This window comes from Mucilaginibacter sp. KACC 22773 (assembly GCF_028736215.1).
Lineage (GTDB): Bacteria > Bacteroidota > Bacteroidia > Sphingobacteriales > Sphingobacteriaceae > Mucilaginibacter.
Window position 1 is genome coordinate 7,044,821 of sequence record NZ_CP117883.1, and the last position, 20,239, is coordinate 7,065,059.

The following is a 20,239-nucleotide window of genomic DNA, read 5'->3' on the forward strand; positions in this document are numbered from 1 at the left end:
TTAAATTTTTTGCGAAATTAAAGGGCTTCTGCCTCTAACATATTTTCGCCCTGTTTATTACTTGTTATAGCTAATGTTGCTTATCGGCGCTATCGGCTACCTGGGGAACGCTATTCATCGATATAAAAAGGCCGTCTACCGATATTTATATGCTGACGGAGATGTTTTAGCCTATTTTCATCCATGAAATTAAAACGGTTATTTTAATAATGCATGAATAAACTACTACTATAATCCCAAAGGGAGGTTTGCTTTGGCAAATCATCGTACTCTTGTCGTTCTTTACTTGTTTCTTCATACTTGTTAAGAAGATACTTTCAGTTAATAGTTAATTAATCAGCGCCTGCTCGGAGTGCGGCGCTTTTTATTTTTCCCGGCCTGGTTAATTTACTATAAAACCGGGTTCGGGCTATCGCATGTTGGCAACCCATAGTATCCGGCACCTTTTAACCGCAATAAAATAACCCCTTTCGATTTACCTCCTGGTTTGAAAATATCATTACCTCTTTGCGTCCTATCCCGGAAGCATATCGGGATTGCATTGGAAAAAATAAAAATCCGTGGTGACATAAGTCACCGCAGCAGGTGGGCAAATCATTTACTTTTGTGTTAATAATTAGTTTTAAACATGCACGTTTTCGCTTACCTCGCATCTGCTTTAATCGGAATTTCGCTTGGCCTGATTGGTGGGGGCGGCTCAATCATGACGGTTCCGGTGCTGGTTTACCTTTTTGGCGCCAGCCCGCTTTTAGCCACCTCTTACTCCCTGTTTATTGTTGGCTCAACCAGTTTGGTTGGCGCTTTTACCAACTACCGCAAGGGACTGGTGAATGTGAAAACAGCGTTGCTTTTTGGTTTAACATCTATCAGCACGGTTTTTATCGCCCGTAAGTTCCTGTTGCCCTTAATACCCCATAACATTTTACAGATAGGTTCATTTCAACTCACCGAAAATATCCTTACCATGGTGCTTTTCGCGCTGTTGATGGTGGCCGCGGCAACAGCAATGATTAAAAGCGGCAGTAAGACGGAAGTGCCACAAAACACGGGCGAAAAAAAAAGCAACATTACCAAACTTTTACTTTATGGTATAGCCATAGGGTTGGCCACCGGCTTCTTAGGGGCAGGCGGCGGCTTTTTGCTTATCCCAACCCTTGTTTTACTGGTTGGCTTGCCCATGAAAGAGGCTGTTGGTACCTCGCTGCTCGTTATCGCCATGAATTCGCTGATTGGCTTTACCGGCGACCTGGGTCATTTTACTATAGATTGGGCATTTCTGATAAAAATAACCGCGATAGCCATCGCCGGTATATTTGCAGGGGGCTTAATTAGCCGCCGGGTTGATGCCAACAAATTAAAAAAAGCCTTTGGCTGGTTTGTATTGGTAATGGGTATTTATATACTGGCCAAAGAACTGTTTTTTAAGTAAATTTAATGCGGCGGTGACTTTGGTTACCATCTGTTTGCGTACGAAACCGCAACTTTGTTAAAGTATAAAGAATATATCATGCATATAGAACAAATATATACCGGATGCCTGGCCCAGGGTGCATATTACATCCAATCAGAAAATGAGGTTGCCATTGTTGATCCCTTAAGGGAGGTGGAGCCATACATAGCTAAAGCCAAAGCGGCCGGCGCCACCATCAAGTATGTTTTTGAAACTCATTTCCATGCCGATTTCGTATCGGGCCACATCGACCTGGCGCGGGAAACCGGTGCGCAGATTGTTTATGGGCCAAATGCAGTAACCGGCTTTGAAGCGCATATAGCTAAAGATAACGAAACCTTTAAAGTTGGCAAACTCACCATAAAAGTGCTGCACACACCCGGCCATACCATGGAATCCGCCTGTTACCTTTTAATCGATGAATTTGGCAAAGAAACCGCGTTGTTCTCTGGCGATACTTTATTCATCGGCGATGTTGGCCGTCCCGACCTGGCACAAAAAGCATCGGGGCTGACACAGGAAGGCCTGGCAGGTATTTTGTTCGATTCGTTGCGCACCCGCATCCTGACATTGCCCGATGATGTTATCGTTTACCCCGCCCACGGTGCCGGATCTGCCTGCGGCAAAAACATGAGCAAGGAAACCACCGACACCTTAGGCAATCAAAAAAAATACAACTACGCCTTGCGCCCCAACATGACGCGTGAAGAATTTATAACTGAGGTTACCCGTGGATTAACCGCCCCGCCGGTATATTTTCCATTAAATGTTAAAATGAACAGGGAGGGTTACGAAAGCTTTGAAAAAGTACTGAGCCAGGGAACCCAGCCATTAACCCCCGACGCGTTTGAAGCCGCGGCCAACAGCACCGGCGCCATTTTGCTTGACACGCGCGATCCCCAGGTTTTTGCAAAGGCCTTTGTGCCTAACTCCATCAATATTGGCATAGACGGGAGCTTTGCCCCATGGGTTGGCGCGTTGGTGCCGGATATTAACCAGCAAATTTTGTTGATTACCGAAGACGGGCGCGAAGAAGAGGTAGTTACCCGCCTGGCCCGTGTAGGTTATGACCATGCCATTGGTTACTTAAAGGGCGGCATTGCGGCGTGGCAGGCTGCCGGTAACGAAACAGACAGCATTGTATCTTTAACTGCTGATGAACTTGCAGATAAAGTAAGCAACCATAGCCTGGTAAAAATTCTTGATGTGCGTAAAGCACCAGAGTACTATGCCGAACATATATTAGACGCCGAAAACCTGCCGCTGGATGACATCAACAGCAATATGGCCCGGTTGGATAAAAATGAGACTTACTATGTGCATTGCGCCGGAGGATATCGTTCAATGATATTTAATTCGATGCTGAGGGCGCGGGGCTTTGCTAACCTTGTTGATGTTCAGGGCGGCTTTAAAGCCATAAAAGATTCAGGCAGGTTTAATATAAGCGCGTATGTGTGTCCAAGCACAATGCCCTGATTAATTTGTAAATTAATAATAAGGACTAATATATAACGATGCTTAATTTGCTCAAACAACCCTGGCCCTGGTATACTTCTGGGGCTGCAATTGCAGCTATCATGGTTCTATTGCTTTATTTCGGAAAATCATTTGGTTTTTCATCCAACCTGCGTACCATCTGCTCCATGGCCGGCGCGGGTAAAAAAGTATCGCTTTTTGATTTCGACTGGCGGGCACAAAAATGGAACCTGCTGTTTTTGCTGGGCTCGGTTTTAGGCGGATTGATATCCGCGACCCTGTTAAAAAACGACGCGCCATTAAAACTGGCCGCCTCTACCGTTACCGATCTTAAAACTATCGGTATAAATTTTGACGGTCAGCTAAATCCCACACAGCTTTTTGGGGTTCATAGCTTGTCTTTCAAAAACATTGTCATCCTGTTATCCGGTGGGTTACTGGTGGGCTTTGGTTCCAGGTATGCGGGCGGATGTACATCGGGGCATGCCATTAGTGGCCTGTCGAACCTGCAATGGCCTTCATTAATAGCGGTCATTGGCTTTTTTGCCGGCGGACTTATCATGACACACTTTTTATTACCGCTGATATTATCGATATGAAAGGATTAAGATTTATTATCGCCGGTGTCATTTTCGGCATCATCATGACCAAGTCTGAGGCTGTTTCCTGGTACCGCATCCAGGAGATGTTCCGCTTCCAGTCGTTTCATATGTATGGCATTATTGGCACCGCTGTAGTTTTAGGCGCATTGTCTGTTTACCTCATTAAAAAGTTCCACATCAAAGATTCGCAGGGCAACCCTATCATATTTGCCGATAAAGAAAAAAGCCGGGCAAAGTATATCATCGGCGGCCTGGTATTCGGCCTTGGCTGGGCGCTTACCGGCGCATGCCCCGGCCCTATGTTTGTAAATATCGGCTACGGGTATGTATCCTTTATCATCGTGGTTATCGCGGCGCTGGGCGGCACTTACCTTTATGGTTTGGTAAGGGATAGGTTGCCGCACTAAACCTCGTTTATAAGGGCACTGCCGCAAAAAAGCCTTCGCTTATTGGCTTTTAATGCCATTAATAAACGAAGGCTTTTTTAACGGTTAAGTTAAACCCTAAAACTAACCCGTTATTGTTTATATATAAATGATTTATCCGGGTGTTGTGGTACCTTTGGCGCTTCTACAGGCTTATCGGCTATTTGTTTTTTCAGGTAAGCCAGCGCGGCCTCTAACTGCGCATCTTTTCCTTTGAATGATTCATTAGGCAGGTTATCCACAACTATATCCGGATCAACGCCGTGCCCTTCTATCAGCCATTTACCTTCGGGACCAAACACGCCCATCTCGGCAGCAGATGCTATACCGCCATCAACCATCCTGTTATCGCTTGATAACCAAATCTCGCCGCCCCAGGTGCGCATCCCTATTACTTTGCCCAGGCCCAACCTGCGGAAACCTTCGCTGATAGCCTCGCCGTCTGATGCGGTTTGCTGATCGCAAAGCAATACCATATGGCCCCTGAACGCATACTGCATGTTCCAGGTTGGCCCGCCCGCGCGGCCCTGCCAGTACATCCACGCTTTACGTAACAGTTTTTCAAGTAGCCAACTATCTATATTACCGCCAAAATTTTGGCGCACATCCAGTATCAGTCCCTTGCGGTTAAAAATCGGATAAAATTGTTTTACAAAGGCGTCCATGTCATCACCCCCCATGGCTTTTAGGTGGATATAGCCAATATCATTATTGCTTGCACTATCTACCTTTTGGCGGGTATTATACTCCCACTCGTCATAACGCAATTTGTAGGCATCGTTTGCAGAAAATGGCTTCACTACCTGCTCGTACGGCTTTTTGCTCCTGCTTAAAAGGTTTAGTTTAACAGGGATGCCCACCTTATCGGCCAGAACCTCGCCAATATCATTTACACCGGTAAGCGGTATGTTATTAACCGCGGTAATGATGTCGCCCTCTTTAATTTTCAATTCAGGCTTATCCAGCGGCGAAGAAAAAGCATAGTCAGGGTCGGCTTTATAAATATGTTCTATTTTAACACCCGCTGCAACTTTGCTAAATGTAGCACCCAAAAAGCCCGTGGGTATCTTATCTACGGCTGTACGTTTATCGCCGCCATACACGAAAGTGTGCAAGGCCGATAGCTCGCCCACCATTTGGCCAAGCAGGTCGTCAAGCTCATAACGGTCGGTTACGCGCGCCAGCAAGGGCTCGTACTGCTTTTTCACGTCGGCCCATTTTACTTTGTGCATATCACGGTCGTAAAAGTAATCGCGCATCATGCGCCACGCATCGTCAAACATCTCTTTCCAATCCTCCTGCGGATTGATGGAAAAACTCCAGTTAGCCAAATCAACTTTGGTTTTTTCCAGTTCCATTTTCTGGCCGTTGGCGTCGCCTACAGCCAACGATTTATTGGTAAACTGGATCAGTATTTTTTTGCCATTGGCCGATACGCTGAAATCCCGTACAAACGATGCCACCTCGGTAGGCTCGTACTTTTTACTTTCTTCAATTTTCAGCGCGAATATTTTGCCGCCATCGTTCTCACCGTCGGGGCCGCTATCCAGCCAGTACAAAAATCCGTTGGCAATAGCTACCGATGCTATATTGCCGCTTTTTACCGGCACCTGGTAAACGCTTTGCATGGCCGTGGCCCAGTCATAAACCTTAGATGGCGCTACCACACCTTTGCTTTTTTTATCGGCTTTTTTCTCCATCTTCCTTTTGTCCATCGCCGTAAAAACCGAATCGGTAAGCCATGAATCTGTTTGCAGGAAGGGAAATTTGGCGCCGGTATCTAACGGCATTGCGTAAATGCCGGCGGTTTGTGTGTAATACGGCTCAGGTTGGCGCGGTCCCCAGGGACTGCGGGTTTTTGAATATAAATTGCGCTCGCTCACAAAATACAACCAGTTATTATCTGCCGACCAGGCCGGGCTATAATTGTTAAGCCGGGTTGTGGTAACCGCTTTCATCTTCATGGTGCGCGTATCAACCATGCTTATCTGCATGTTGGTATTCTCAATGCTTTCAGTAACGTTCAGCAACAAGCTATTCGGCGACCATGAAAGCTCAGCTATGCCTCCGTAAGTCTTATCGTAAGTAAACTTTATTTCGCCTGTTGTAGCATCGGCTATCCGCAGCACTTCGTTTTTATCGCTGTAGGCCACAAACTTACCATTAGGCGATACCCTGAAAACAGAGATGGTGGTGGTGCTTTTCTGGGTCATCTGCACCGGCTTGTCAATGCCGTCGGCGCTCATCTTCCACACTTCAAATTCGCCGTTCTGGTCGGATAGTACAGCGATGCTTTTGTCATTTATAAAATGGACATCCTTTGCCCGGATGCCGCTTTTGGGGTTGATCTCCACCCAGCGATCGCTTTTAGCCGGCGATACAAACACACGGCCACGACTTACGATAGCCACATAGTTACCATTTGGCGAGATATCTGAAAAGCTGATACTGTTTACCGGTCCTTTTATCCAGCGGGGTTTGCGCTGATCAAAATCGGAGGTGAGGTTAATGTCCAGTAGCTTTTCCTGGTTGGTATTAATATCGTACAGCCAAATATCGGCCCCCTTCTGGTAAACCACTTTCGATTCGTAAATACCCGGCGTTTGCAAATCCCAGCCCTTTGAAAAAGTTTGCTGTTTTAAATTTTTGCCGCCGGTATCCATCGACCATAAGTTCATGGTGCCGTCTCTATCTGATAAAAAGTAGATGCGGCCATTGTAGTACATGGGGCTGGTACTGGTTCCGTCAAAATCGCCTGTGAGGTTTGTGGCCTCCTGCCTGCCATCAAACTTCCACACCTGCTCTATCAGGCCGCCCTTATATCGTTTTGTTTTACTGCCCTGGTTAGGGAAACGGGTAAAATAAAGCACGCCATTGTCGTCATAGCACCCCAACGAGGCCTGCCATAGCGGTATAATCTGTTTCTTGCCTGTAGCCGGGTTCAGCTTTACCATCTGCGGATTGGGCAGCGCGCTTATAGCTGTGGTTCGGTATAAAATATCGCCCTCTTTTGTCCAGCCAGAAATAAATTCATTGCGGCCGTCATAGTCGTAAGTGAGTCGTTTAGGCACGCCGCCATTAATATCCATCAGGTAAATTTCGGCAACACCTTCATACTGCCCTGTAAATGCCAGCTGCTTTCCATCCGGCGATATAGCCGGGTTTTGTTCAACCCCGGCATTGGTGGTTAACCGGGTTGATTCATTACTGGTAAGGTCGTACTTCCAAAGGTCTCCTTCGGCAGTAAATACTACGGTGTTTTTGCTGATGCAGGGCGTTCTGTAATATCCTTTTTGCTGGCTGTAAGCAAATGAAAAACTGAGTGTTAACACAGTTAGAGCGATAAGTTTGGTACGCATAAGTAGCTTTTTTACCAAATATAAATAATGGACACCTCAAAAGCAATTTGATTGATTTTACGCGTAAAAGTACCCGGCCTGTTTAATGCCAGTTGCGGAAAATACGCCGGCAATTGCACTTTTAACACAACAATTCGCTAATTTTCGGCATGGATGAACGCAAGGATATACAAAACCTGAATGCCCGCAAGTTTATGGTTTGGCTAGCCATAGCATCTTCGTTTATGTTGGTTGCCGGACTAACCAGCGTGTTCCTGATATCAACCTCGGCAGGCGATGTCATACATACTCAATTGCCGTTTGTTTTTATCATTAGTAGCGTTGTTATACTTGGTAGCAGTGGCACTTTACATGTAGCCGGCAAAAGTTTAAAGCAATTGCAAAATGCAAAATTCCACCTGTACCTAAAAATTACGATGGTGTTGGGGCTACTGTTTATGTTACTGCAGGCTGTTGCCTGGGGTATTTTGCTTCATCAAAAAGTTTATTTTGATATGCATAAAAGCTATCAATCGTTTATTTATGTTTTTGTGGCCGTTCATCTTTTACACATCATAACCGGCATTGCGCTGCTGGGCTACACCCTATCCGGCTCGTTAAAAAACAAACCCCGTTACAGGATTTTGTACCGCATGGAAATGAGCACCACCTTTTGGCATTTTATAGATATTTTGTGGGTGTATCTTTATTTGTTTTTGGTGTTGAAATGATAAACTCGATTGCAAATAATTCGCTGAGTTATGATAATTATTCCTTTTAAATCGGTTGGCAGCTTGCATTTTTCTGATACCAGAGAAGATGTAAGGAAAAAACTAAATGAAAAATTCACGTCGGGCGTTAAGGGGAAAGATAACTACAAGGATTATTACGATTACTTTAAGCAAAGCGAATTATTTGTTTACTATGATGAAAAAGGAAATATAAACGCATTTGAGTATTTCAAGCCCAATCCCATTTTTAATAATGTTAATCTTTTAGAAACGCACTACCGTGATCTGGTCTCCCTCTTTCAACGTTTCGATCCTGAGTTAACAATTAACTACGATGAATTTACTTCTCTTAAATATGGTATCGGTGTTAATACAATTGACGATCCTGACGAAGAAAATGCTATTCCTCAATCAGTAGTTATATTCAAAAGGGGCTATTTTGATTTTATATAAACCGGTTACATATTTCCTTAGCCGGCAGCTGAACGTTACTCTCTCATATATAACTGTTTTCCACCATCAGACAGATAAGGATGCCAAACGCCAATCAATTTACTACGTTAGTGAGTTGATTTCCAATTTGACCATACATTACCTACCCTATGATTTTTACAAAAGCTAATGCTGCCTGCAAATTCATTTTTTGCGCTTTATTTATTTCAATGGCGATAACCGCAATCGCCCAAAATAAAAAACCAATACCCACCGATAGTACGCCTAAGATTGTTAACATCGTTAACTTCATTCGCCTGCTGGAGCCACGGGATCCGGCAATTACCGAAGACGTATTGTACCAAACAGTGGTAAAACAGATAGAGATCATGAAAAAATATCACCTGGGTGGCACATTCCTTTTACAATATGATGCGCTAATGGATAAGCGATATCAAAAACTGTTGGCAACCCTGCCAAAAGGAGCTTTTGAGATTGGCGCCTGGTGGGAGATACCGCAGCCTATGGTGGAAAACGCAGGCCTTAAATGGCGCGGCCGTTATCCCTGGGATTGGCGGGCCAACATTGGCTTTTCTACCGGGTATACACCTAAGGAGCGTGAAAAACTGATAGATGTATACTTCCACGATTTTAAAAAGATTTTTGGCTATTACCCCCAATCGGTGGCTTCGTGGTTTATTGATGCCTACAGCATTAACTATATGTATCAAAAATACCATATCGTGGCTTCGGCAAACTGTAAAGATCAGTATGGCACCGACGGGTATACCTTGTGGGGCGGCTACTGGAACCAGGCCTATTATCCAAGCAAAATAAACTCTTATATGCCCGCCCAGCACGCGCAGAACCAGATCCCTGTTCCCATCTTCCGGATGCTGGGCAGCGATCCGGTACGGCAGTACGATAACGGCCTTGGTACAACCCGGCAAGGCGTTGTTACATTGGAGCCCGTTTACAAATTTGGCGGCGGCGATTCAACCTGGGTAAACTGGTTTTTCAAATCATTTACCGATGATCCTTCGCTCGGCTTTAATTATACCCAGGCCGGACAGGAAAACTCTTTTACCTGGGATGCCATGGCCAAAGGCTTAGAAATACAGATGCCACTGATTGCCAAACTACGCGATGAGCATAAAGTGAGGGTTGAAACCCTGGAGCAATCGGGCCGCTGGTTTAAAAAGAAATACCCGGTTACCCCGGCAACCTCATTTACAGTAAGCAACGACATCCCGGGCAGCGATTTGAAAACCGTTTGGTACAACAGCCGCTTTTATCGTATCAATATGCTGTGGGAAGATGGCAGTCTGCGCATTCGCGACATTCATCTGTTTGACGAAAAATTTCCATCGGTATACGAAACCAAAGCTGCGACATCAAACGAATGCACCTTTTTTACCCTGCCTGTTGTGGATGGCTACATTTGGAGCAAGCCCGATCATATTGCCGGCTTAAGGCTGAAAAAAATGGTGGATGGAAAGGAAGTCCTGGTAAAAGGATATTCGCCGGTGTTTACAAATACCGGAAAAAGCGGCATGCACATATCATGGCGGCTGAATGAAGGCGGCATGCTGGAAATTGATTTGACCGAGAAGCAAATTAAAATATACATGGATAACAAGGCCAGCTATAATTGGTGTTTGGATATGGATGTAGCTCCCGGTGCTGCAACACCCTATATTAACATCAACCCGAAACAACTGAACTGCAGGTTTGAAAAAACAAATTATAAATTAAAGGCTTTGCAAGGAAAGCTTTCGAAACCGGCCAACGGTTCTGCCTGGCGCTTAACACCAGAAGGGGATGCAATTGTGCTGGATTTGGGGAATCTTACACGGCCATAGAGATGAAGCTTAATGGCCCGGAAAAGACTTACGAAGTTTTAAAAACTTCGTAAGTCTGGATCTCGACAACTAATTTCGGTTAGTAACCTGCGTTTATTGGTGACGATGGCACTTACAGGGTAAACGCCGCCAACGCTTTCTCAATCCTGCCAATCGTTTCTTCCTTTCCCAACAAGGCCGCGATATCAAATACATGCGGACCAAATTTACCGCCTACCAGCATAATGCGAAATGGCAACATTACATCCCCAACCTTCAGCGCCTTTTCTTCAGCAAGGGCTTTAAATTTGGTTTCAAAATCATGGGCTTCAATACCGGCTTCGGCTGTCAATAAAGTAATCAGCGCGTTAAAAAATTCCGTTTTAGCATCTGTCCATTTAGGCTTTACAGCGTTAAGGTCATATTCTTTCGGCTGCTCAAAAAAGTAACCCGCCTGCTGGTAAAAATCAGGCAATACCACACAACGGTCTTTTATTAAATTTATAACCGTTTCCAGCTTAGCATCATCTGTAACAACAATGCCTTTATCGGCCAGCACTGCTTTGACTTTCGGCTTTAAGCTTTCAGCTTTCAGCCTTTTTATCCACTCGGCATTGAACCATTTGGCCTTTTCAAAATCAAACTTAGCGCCGGCTTTGCTCACACGTTCTATAGAAAACTTTTCTACCAGTTCATCCAGGGTAAATAACTCCTGCCCGGTACCATCGTTCCAGCCAAGGGTAGCCAGCAGGTTTAAAAACGCTTCGGGCAAAAAACCAAGTTCCCTAAAGCCCGGTGTTAATTCGCCCGTTTTGGCATCAAACCAACTCATAGCGTAAACCGGGAAACCAAGGCGGGCACCATCGCGCTTACTTAACTTGCCGTGGCCATCCGGTTTTAATATCAGCGGTAAATGCGCCCATTGCGGCATGTCGGCTTTCCAGCCTAAATACTCCCAAAGCAGCAAATGCACCGGTGCAGATGGCAGCCACTCTTCGCCGCGGAAAGCGTGCGAAATTTTCATCAGGTAATCATCAACCACCACCGCAAGGTGGTAGGTTGGCATGCCATCGGCTTTTAGTAATACTTTATCATCAACCAGGTTGGTTTCGAAGCTTACATGTCCGCGAATCATATCGGTAAAGCTTACCGTTTCATCGGCCGGCATTTTTATGCGGATCACGTGCGGGGTATGCGCATCTAACAGTGCATCTACCTCATGCTGGGGCAACGATACCGAGTTTCGTAATGTATCCCGGTACGCCTGCCCGTATTGAAAGTTGGGGATTTCCTTACGGTTTTTGTCCAGCTCTTCTGCGGTATCAAATGCATAGTATGCGTGGCCCTGCATTACAAGGCGTTCGGCATATTCGCGGTAAATGGCTTTGCGCTCGCTTTGGCGGTAAGGGGCATATTGGCCGCCAACAACGGGGCTCTCGTCGGGCTGCAGGCCACACCATTTAAGGCAATCTAAAATATATTCTTCGGCACCTTCCACATAACGCGTTTGGTCTGTATCTTCAATTCTCAAAACAAAATCGCCGCGGTGTTTTTTGGCAAACAAATAATTAAACAACACGGTGCGTACGCCACCCAGGTGCAAACCACCTGTAGGGCTCGGCGCAAAACGTACTCTTACTTTTTTATCGGTCATAGTTGGGCAAAGATAAGGTTATTTTAGATGTGCAAATTCCAGATTTCAGATGTGCAGATTTTTTTGATACTGCCTGGTATATAGTAATATGAAAAATGCCTAAAAACCGTTCTTTCATCTGCATATCTGAAATTTGCACATCTGAAATCTAAAAAAATCCCGTTATTTGAACCGTGGCCAGTATAAACCCGTATCAGCAAAAAAAAAGGTGGAAGTATTTACTGCTCGCGTTCGCGACTGTTATTGCCAGTGGTTCGTTATTTTACACCAGTTACCTGGTTAAAAACATAGCAAAATCTGAGCGCACCCGTGCGGAGGTTTGGGCCATGAGCATGCGGCAATTACTTAATTCAGACGATAACGACTTTTTAAAATATACCATTGCCGTTCGCGACAGCCTGAATGTACCGGCTATTATAACCGATGCCAAAGGAGACATCGTGCAGTCCCGGGGATTGGATACCACCAAAGCCTACATCGATCTACCTTCGCCCGGTAAAAAATACGACCTGCAATATTTTAAGGATGAGCTGGAATATATGAAAAAGCAGCACGAGCCTATCAGGCTGCAAATATTGGGCGAAGAAAACTTTGTTTATTATAAAGATTCGGCACTCTTAACGCAGCTCAAGATTTTTCCATATGTACAGCTATCTGTTATTGCCGTGTTTTTGCTGATGGCTTATACCGCGTTCAGCTCGTCGCGTAAATCGGAACAGGACCAGGTTTGGGTGGGGTTGGCCAAAGAGACAGCTCATCAATTAGGTACCCCGATATCCTCACTAATGGCCTGGATTGAGTTGATGAAAGAGAAGTTTAACGCCGAGGATGACGTGCTGGTTGCCGAAATGGAAAACGATGTGAAGCGACTGGAAATTGTTGCCGACCGTTTTTCAAAAATCGGCTCGAAGCCTGTACTTGAAGAGCATGGCGTTTACGCCGTGGTTAAAGATTTTGTTGATTATTTTAGGGTACGTGTAAGTAAAAATATCACTTTTGAAATGAGCGGAAATCCGCATTTGAAGGCCGGCATTAATATCCCGTTGTTTGACTGGGTTATTGAAAACCTGCTAAAAAATGCCGTTAACGCTATTGATGGCAAAGGCACCATTAAAGTGGAAATAAGCGGTAATAAAGTAAAAAACCAGGTGTTTATTGATGTAACAGATACAGGCAAAGGTATTCCCCGTTCCAAGTTCGACACCGTATTTCAACCGGGTTACACCACCCGAAAACGGGGCTGGGGCCTGGGCCTTTCGCTCACCAAAAGGATGATAGATAACTACCATAACGGGCAGATATTTGTAAAAGACTCGGAACTGGGCAAAGGCACAACTTTTAGGATTGTATTAAAAAACACACGCAATGATAAGCAGACCAAAGAGCGATGAATATTCGCCATTCGCGGCCGGTTATATAGGGCTGGTACCCGATGAAAATGTAATTGAAAAGCTTGAACAGCTAATGGTGTCAAGCTATCAGTTATTTAGCGGCCTCACCGAAGAACAGGGCGCGTACACCTATGCTCCCGGCAAATGGACAGTTAAACAAGCGCTTGGCCACATGATTGATACCGAGCGCACTTTTGCATACCGCGCCCTGGTTTTTTCGCGCAACCATATTGAGTTGCCTGGTTTTGACCAGGATATTTACGTTGCAAATCACGATGTAAACAACATTAGCGTTAAAAACCTGGCCGAAGAGTTTAGGGCTACCCGCCTGTCAAACCTTTACATGATTAAGGGTTTTAGTGATGAGCAGCTATTGCGCGATGGCATTGCCAGCAGCAGCCGATTTACCGTACGGGCTTTTGTATATATGCTGGCCGGGCACGAGTTGCATCACCTGAATATTTTTAGGGATAGGTACGGCATTGCGTAACCTTGCCAAGAGTGGTAAAACCGGCGAAATGCTGAAGGGGGTATATCGCATGGCGGCTACAACTCACCCCGGCTACGCTGCGCCCGTCTGCCCCTCCTATCCGACTGCGCCGCATAGAGAGGCGAAAAAATAAAAGATGAAGTTTACCCTCTTTGCGGCGTAAGCCGAAGAGCGGGTCGGCCAGCGCAGCGTAGCCGGGGTGAGTTGTAGCCGACATGCGAGTTACGCCGTTGTCCCTTCATTAGAAGTATAAAACATTAGTAAACCAAATTTATACGGAGGCTAAGAAGCAAAAAAAGAAGCTGCTTTGCCTTTCACCTTCTTTGTGCGAAATGGATTTTTTAATTTGAATTACAAAAATTAACTATCGGTGGTGTACCACCCCGTACCAGGGTGTTTCAGGCCGTACCAGGGTGTGTCAGGGCGTACCACCCCGTACCGGTACACACACTTTGTTGATTATTCAAAATATAAAGCGCGGTTTTATTGTGCAGTCTTCTTTACCAAAAAACGCGATTTTTATTCAACTGTGAAAAAGTATTAATGGTAACTAACCTTAAGCGTAAATTATTTGATTGTCATTTAAAGACCGATAAATAAAGATAATTCAATCTTTCACGGCCCGGCCATCTGCACATCTGTAATCTTAAATCTGCACATTTGCCTCATATTTGCACTTCTACCCTTCGTTCCTTTTTAAAATAAAGGCCATCAAGTCGGTAATAGGCTGTTTAATGATTTTGCCTGTTTTTACGCCATGCGAATGGCAGAGCGCGGCAAGCTCGTCTTTAAAAAAGTACGCTATTGATCCCACAAAATGGCATTTATATTTGTGGTATTCGGGGTACGATTTGATATTAGTTTCGATAAACTCCAACAGGCCGCGCTCCAATATCTCCTGCCCGTAAGGTGTTGCTTTTATCTCGCTTACAAATTTTGAAAACGACGCCAGATAAGTATTGCCGTTGGGCTTTTGATATACATTTTTTATAACGATATCTTTATTAAGGTGGTAGGCGTTTTCAAACTTCCCGTTGATTTCGGCAGGCATACGGCCATATAAAAAATCAGTAATCAGGGTTTTACCAAACCAGGTGCCCGACCCTTCGTCGCCCAAAACGTAGCCTAAGCCATGCTGGCCCTCAAAAATCTCTTCCCCGTCAAAAAACGAGATGTTTGATCCGGTACCCATTACGCAACAAATTCCCTTCTCGTGGCCGCAGGTTGCATAAGCACAGCCCAATAGATCGCTATCAACGGATACATAAGCTTTGGGAAAATACTGACTGATAGCATTTGAAACAATCTCATGCCTGTCTGGGCTGGAACAGCCGGCACCAAAAAAATAAATCTCTTCAATTGCATCCTCATAAGCCAGCATTGCAGGCGCCTGGTCGGCAATTATTTTGGCTATCTCTTTTTCGCCCAAAAAGTACGGGTTTAGCCCCGCTGTTTTAAATGATACCGGTTGCTGTTGAGGAATGTGTAGTAACCAGTCTGTTTTTGACGATCCGCTATCGGCTACTAAAATCATGCACTAAGTTCTTCAAGGGCCTTTAAAGTTAATGGCTTATGGATAAACTGGGTAATATATTTGTTATTGGCTGATTGTTTCATGTCAACAGGGTCAAGTGACGATGAAAGCATAAATATTTTAATGCCCTTTTTATCAATATCCAACAAATCAAACTCCTTTAAAAATTCAAACCCGCTCATTGTGGGCATCCGGATATCAAGAAAAATCACATCGGGCTTAACAATACCAAATCTCAGGGAATCAATCGCTTCTGTTGGCGATTGGCGCACAACTATCGTTTCGGCAAAGTTACTTGCCTCCAAAACCTTGCGCGTAACAAAGTTGTCGATGTAGTTATCGTCAATCAACAGACAGGTTTTGTAGGGATTTGACATGTTTTCAAATATATGTGTTTTTATATTTAAAATAAAATAATCCGCTACTGAATATTTATACTGCTGGTTATCTGTTTTAGCGTGATTTCTGCTTGTTTTGATTGATACTGGGCGGCAAAAAAAGTTGATTGGGCGGCAAGATAGTTGCGCTGTGCCTCGCGGATTTCGAGCGGAGTGATATTTCCCAGCTTATATTTTTCTAAGGATATGTCGAGATTCTTCTTCGCGATAACCACGTTTGCCTGGCCTAAAGCCATCAGATCAAGGCCCGATAAGTATGAAGCATATAAACTATTTACCTGGGCTTCGATATTAAGCTGCACCTGTTTAGCGTTAATGTTGGCATTATCTATCTGGATTTTGGCGTTCCGCTCCCTGCGGGTTTGATTAAAGCCATCAAAAATATTAATGGTTGCGGTAAGGCCATAATTTAACCCATGCTGGTTTTGCTGTAAAGTAAAACCAGCCGGCGTTTTATTATCACTAAAAGTATATCCTGTTGTTACGGCCATCTGCGGATAGCGGGTTGATTTTACCTGCTTAAGATTAATTTCGGCAAGGCGGCGGTTTAACTGGGCGGATAATATGGTTGGATTTTGCGATTGCGCGCTGCTTAAAATATTACCCAGCAACAATTTGTCATCAACCACAATGGTATCGGCAACAGAAAAATCAGTTTGCAAATCGCGAATGAGGATTTGGTTAAGCTGGATTTTGGTTGTTTTAAAAACCTGGTATTGGTTAACCAGGTTGGCTGTATCTGTATTTAAGTTTACCTGGGCGTTTAAAACATCAAGCCGTGAGGCCCGCCCTACATGAAATTTATCGTTGGCATAACGCAGCTGGGTGCGCGAAATATCTATCGCGCCCTTCAAAGCCTTAATCTGCTCGTTTTGGCTGATGAGATCATAATAAATGGTAATCACGCTGGCCACGGTGCGCTGAATGGTATCCTGCAAGCGTAGTGCACCCAGCTGATCAAGTTGCTTCAACTGGTCGTACGTGGCAAACATGTTAAAACCATCAAAAATTGTCCAGTTAAGGGCAACACCGTAGTTGATACCTGTGTTGGGGGCATTGTGAATATTATTAACCGTACCATCTGTACGGGTTTGTTTGGTAGTTAACCGGCTGTTGGTTGATGCAAAATTACCGTTAACCTTTGGCAAAACTCCTGCGTTGCCCAATGTGACGTTATTGGCCGCGATGGTTTTGTTATTTTGTGAAAGCTTTATATTATAATTGTTTTTTAACGCTATTTCCACCGCTTCTTTTAACGTAAGCATCGGGGCTTCCTGCGCGCTGGTGTACATCCGCAGCAGGATGCAGCAAAAAAGCAGGAAAGCTGTTTTTTTAATGATCATATCGCTTAAAGGTTTTCAATCAATTTTATTTCTTTTTTTTCTGGCGCTGTTTCTTCCTCCGGCTCTTCTTCAGGGTCGCGGCGGGTTTTTGATGCGAAGATCACGTACATTAATGGGATAATATAAAGTGTTAATACCAGCGAGAACAACATCCCCCCCATAATAACAATCCCTAATGACACCCTGCTTTTTGCACCGGCGCCCAACGCGAAAGCAATTGGCACCGAGCCTAATACTACGGCCAGGCTGGTCATCAATATCGGGCGCAGGCGGGCTGTGGCGGCTTCAACAGCGGCTTCATATTTAGCGATGCCATGTTCCATACGCTGGTTGGCAAACTCTACTATCAGGATCCCGTTTTTGGTTACCAGTCCAACCAGGGTAATGATCCCTATCTCGCTAAAAATGTTCAGCGTTTGATTGAACAACCATAATGATAAAAACGCCCCGGAGATTGCCAGCGGCACGGTAAGCATCACGATGAATGGATCCATAAAGCTTTCAAACTGGGCCGCCAAAACCAGGTATATCAGCAAAAGGGCAAAGCCAAAAGCAAATAAGATATTTGATGATCCTTCGGCATAATCCCGCGATGGACCGCTAAGGGCGGTACTGAATGTCTCGTCGAGCAGGCTTTTGGAAATCCGGTCCATCTCGGCAATACCATCGCCAACCGTTTTGCCCGGCGCCAGGCCTGCCTGTATGGTGGCCGATTTATAGCGGTTAAAGTGGTAAATGGCCGGCGGCGTAGCGCCCTCCGTTATTTTCACCACATTATCTAATTGTACCAGGTTGCCTTTGGTGCTGCGCACATATACCGATTTCAGGTCGAGCGGTTGATCGCGGTTGGCCCTGTCAACCTGGGCTATTACCTGGTATTGCTTGCCGTTAATGAGGAAGTAATCTAAACGGCCGGCACTATAATACAACTGCAGGGTTTGCGCTATATCATCCACAGAAACCCCTAAATCGCGCGCCCTGTCACGATCTGTAACCACCCTTAATTCGGGCTTGGTAAATTTAAGGTTCACATCCGTTCCCTGAAAAACAGGGCTACGGGATACCTCGGCAAAAAACTTGGGCAGTACTTTTCTTATCTTTTCAAAATCCTGGTTTTGTATAACATACTGCACCGGTAACGATGTACGTGCGCCGCTGCCACCGCCGCTTATAGTTTGCTCCTGCACTACAATGGCCCGGGCATCGGGCATTTTGCTTAATTTTTTGTTCATCCAGTCGGCCAGTTGCTGCTGAGTTCGGGTACGCTGATCTGGCGGCACCAAACCAACACGCCCGAAACCGGTGTTTGACGCGCCGCCGCCACCGAACGAAGGCGAAACGATCTCGAGGTTAATATTGGCTTCCGGGATAGAATCGGCTACCATGTTAGATACCTTGTCCATATACCGGGTCATGTACTCATATGTCGCGCCTTCAGATCCGGTTACGCTGTAACGCAATAAGCTTCTGTCGTCAAGCGGGGCCAGTTCTGATGGGATAACTTTCACCAATACCCCAATTATAAGCAGCGATACCGCCAGTATAACAAATGAAACCCAACGCACTTTCATAAATTTAACCAGCGTTTCGGTATAGGAAGTGGTCATGTTAACAAAAAACGGTTCGGTTTTTTCATAAAACCTCGATTTTTTATTGTTTTTACGAATCAGCTTTACATTCAGCATGGGTGTTAACGATAACGACACAAAGGCCGATATTAAAACCGCCCCGGCCACTACTACCGCAAACTCGCGGAACAGCCTGCCTGTAAAGCCTTGCAAAAACACAATGGGTAAAAACACAGCCGCCAAAGTAACCGAAGTTGATACTACCGCGAAGAAGATCTCGGCCGAACCCTCAAAGGCGGCTTTGCGGATAGCCATGCCCGCCTCTACTTTTTTGTAGATGTTTTCTGTCACCACAATACCATCATCAACCACCAGCCCCGTGGCCAGTACAATACCCAGCAGGGTTAAAATATTGATTGAAAAGCCAAACACGTACATGATAAAAAAGGCACCGATCAATGATACCGGGATATCTATCAGCGGGCGGAAGGCAATAAGCCAATCGCGGAAGAACAGGTAAATAATAATAACCACTAACACAAAGGAAATAATTAAGGTTTCCTGCACCTCGGTGATTGACTGGTTAATAAACCGGGTATTATCCAGGGCCACTTTTACCTTAATATCGGGCGGCAAATCTTTCTGGATCTGTTTTAACCGGGCATAAAAATCTTTGGCTATTTGCACGTAGTTAGCTCCGGGCTGCGGTACTATAGCCAGGCCCACCATAGGCACCCCAGATTCCTTGAATATCGTTTCTTCATTTGCCGAGCCTAAAACAGCGTAACCGATATCACTCAGGTGGATAACCCGGCTGCTATCGGCACGAATGATCAGGTTGTTAAAATCTTTTTCGGTTGATAGCTTGCCAAGCGCCCTGATAGTCACCTCGGTATTATTGCCCTCAATTTTACCGGCTGGTAATTCAACATTTTCCTTGGCTAATGCGGCTCCAATATCTGTAGCAGTTAAACCGAGCGCTGATAATTTATTTGGATCTATCCATAAGCGCATGGCGTACTGGCGCTGGCCCTGGATATTGATGGTACTTACGCCGGGGATGGTTTGCAAGCCTTCCTGTAATACGTTTTCGGCATAATCATCCAGCTGGTTAATATTACGTTTGTCGCTGCTTACCGTGAGGGTGATGATCTGGTCGGCGCTGGCATCAGCTTTGGTAACCACCGGCGGGGCGTTAATATCCTGCGGAAGCTGGCGCTGCGCCTGCGATACTTTATCACGTACATCGTTAGCGGCAGTTTCCAGATCGGCATCCAGGTCAAACTCCACCGTAATATTACTTGATCCAACCGAACTGGTTGATGAAATATTACGGATACCCGGTACCCCGTTGATTGATTTTTCCAGCGGTTCGGTTATCTGCGATTCAATTACATCGGCATTGGCGCCCGAGTAACTGGTAGATACCGAAATAATTGGCGGATCGACCGAGGGAAAATCCCTCACTCCTAAAAATTTATAGCCGATAATACCAAACACAACAATAACTACCGACATTACTGTTGCCAATACCGGCCGTTTTATACTAACTGAGGATAAACTCAT

Annotated in this window: 15 protein-coding genes; 9 read left to right on the forward strand and 6 right to left on the reverse strand. The window is 45.1% G+C overall.

What is annotated here, in order from left to right:
* The first annotated feature begins 628 nt into the window (after positions 1 to 628).
* From PQ469_RS29260 to PQ469_RS29275, 4 genes are all read left to right on the forward strand, one after another.
* Positions 629 to 1,429, forward strand: coding sequence for a sulfite exporter TauE/SafE family protein (locus PQ469_RS29260; RefSeq protein WP_274210814.1), 801 nt, complete (start codon positions 629 to 631; stop codon positions 1,427 to 1,429).
* A 78-nt stretch (positions 1,430 to 1,507) separates the two neighbouring features.
* Positions 1,508 to 2,926, forward strand: a complete 1,419-nt coding sequence (locus tag PQ469_RS29265; protein WP_274210815.1) for an MBL fold metallo-hydrolase — start codon at positions 1,508 to 1,510, stop codon at positions 2,924 to 2,926.
* Positions 2,927 to 2,964: 38 nt separating this feature from the next.
* Positions 2,965 to 3,525 (forward strand): YeeE/YedE family protein, encoded by a 561-nt coding sequence (locus PQ469_RS29270; RefSeq protein ID WP_274210816.1) that lies wholly within the window; start codon positions 2,965 to 2,967, stop codon positions 3,523 to 3,525.
* A complete protein-coding gene (locus tag PQ469_RS29275; RefSeq protein WP_274210817.1) occupies positions 3,522 to 3,935 on the forward strand; it encodes a YeeE/YedE family protein in 414 nt (137 codons plus the stop codon). Before PQ469_RS29270 ends, PQ469_RS29275 begins: the two co-directional genes overlap by 4 nt.
* Positions 3,936 to 4,045: 110 nt before the next feature.
* On the opposite strand, the gene PQ469_RS29280 is transcribed toward PQ469_RS29275, so the two are convergent.
* On the reverse strand, positions 4,046 to 7,312 hold the full coding sequence (locus tag PQ469_RS29280; RefSeq protein ID WP_274210818.1) for a S41 family peptidase: 3,267 nt from the start codon (positions 7,310 to 7,312) through the stop codon (positions 4,046 to 4,048).
* Positions 7,313 to 7,461: 149 nt separating this feature from the next.
* Between PQ469_RS29280 and PQ469_RS29285 the strand changes: the two genes are divergently transcribed.
* From PQ469_RS29285 to PQ469_RS29295, 3 genes are all read left to right on the forward strand, one after another.
* Entirely contained in the window at positions 7,462 to 8,022 is a 561-nt protein-coding gene (locus tag PQ469_RS29285) for a cytochrome c oxidase subunit 3 (protein WP_274210819.1), read from the forward strand.
* A gap of 30 nt (positions 8,023 to 8,052) precedes the next feature.
* Entirely contained in the window at positions 8,053 to 8,475 is a 423-nt protein-coding gene (locus PQ469_RS29290) for a hypothetical protein (protein ID WP_274210820.1), read from the forward strand.
* A gap of 149 nt (positions 8,476 to 8,624) precedes the next feature.
* Entirely contained in the window at positions 8,625 to 10,316 is a 1,692-nt protein-coding gene (locus PQ469_RS29295; RefSeq protein WP_274210821.1) for a DUF3863 domain-containing protein, read from the forward strand.
* Positions 10,317 to 10,428: 112 nt separating this feature from the next.
* On the opposite strand, the gene gltX is transcribed toward PQ469_RS29295, so the two are convergent.
* On the reverse strand, positions 10,429 to 11,949 hold the full coding sequence (gltX, locus tag PQ469_RS29300) for a glutamate--tRNA ligase (RefSeq protein ID WP_274210822.1): 1,521 nt from the start codon (positions 11,947 to 11,949) through the stop codon (positions 10,429 to 10,431).
* Positions 11,950 to 12,131: 182 nt separating this feature from the next.
* Between gltX and PQ469_RS29305 the strand changes: the two genes are divergently transcribed.
* Positions 12,132 to 13,340, forward strand: coding sequence for a sensor histidine kinase (locus tag PQ469_RS29305; protein ID WP_274213851.1), 1,209 nt, complete (start codon positions 12,132 to 12,134; stop codon positions 13,338 to 13,340).
* Complete coding sequence (locus tag PQ469_RS29310; protein ID WP_274210823.1) at positions 13,315 to 13,830, forward strand: DinB family protein; 516 nt, start codon at positions 13,315 to 13,317, stop codon at positions 13,828 to 13,830. The genes PQ469_RS29305 and PQ469_RS29310 overlap by 26 nt, the downstream gene beginning before the upstream one ends.
* 679 nt (positions 13,831 to 14,509) lie before the next feature.
* Here the strand turns inward: PQ469_RS29310 and PQ469_RS29315 are convergent.
* Genes PQ469_RS29315 through PQ469_RS29330 form a run of 4 tightly spaced genes read right to left on the reverse strand, consistent with a single transcriptional unit; the run spans position 14,510 to position 20,239 of the window.
* Complete coding sequence (locus PQ469_RS29315) at positions 14,510 to 15,364, reverse strand: N-acetylglucosamine kinase (RefSeq protein ID WP_274210824.1); 855 nt, start codon at positions 15,362 to 15,364, stop codon at positions 14,510 to 14,512.
* Positions 15,361 to 15,741 carry a response regulator gene (locus tag PQ469_RS29320; RefSeq protein ID WP_090637883.1) on the reverse strand — a complete coding sequence of 127 codons (381 nt, stop codon included), beginning with the start codon at positions 15,739 to 15,741 and terminating at the stop codon, positions 15,361 to 15,363. Before PQ469_RS29320 ends, PQ469_RS29315 begins: the two co-directional genes overlap by 4 nt.
* Before the next feature lie 44 nt (positions 15,742 to 15,785).
* On the reverse strand, positions 15,786 to 17,105 hold the full coding sequence (locus PQ469_RS29325) for a TolC family protein (RefSeq protein WP_274210825.1): 1,320 nt from the start codon (positions 17,103 to 17,105) through the stop codon (positions 15,786 to 15,788).
* A 5-nt stretch (positions 17,106 to 17,110) separates the two neighbouring features.
* Complete coding sequence (locus tag PQ469_RS29330; protein ID WP_274210826.1) at positions 17,111 to 20,239, reverse strand: efflux RND transporter permease subunit; 3,129 nt, start codon at positions 20,237 to 20,239, stop codon at positions 17,111 to 17,113.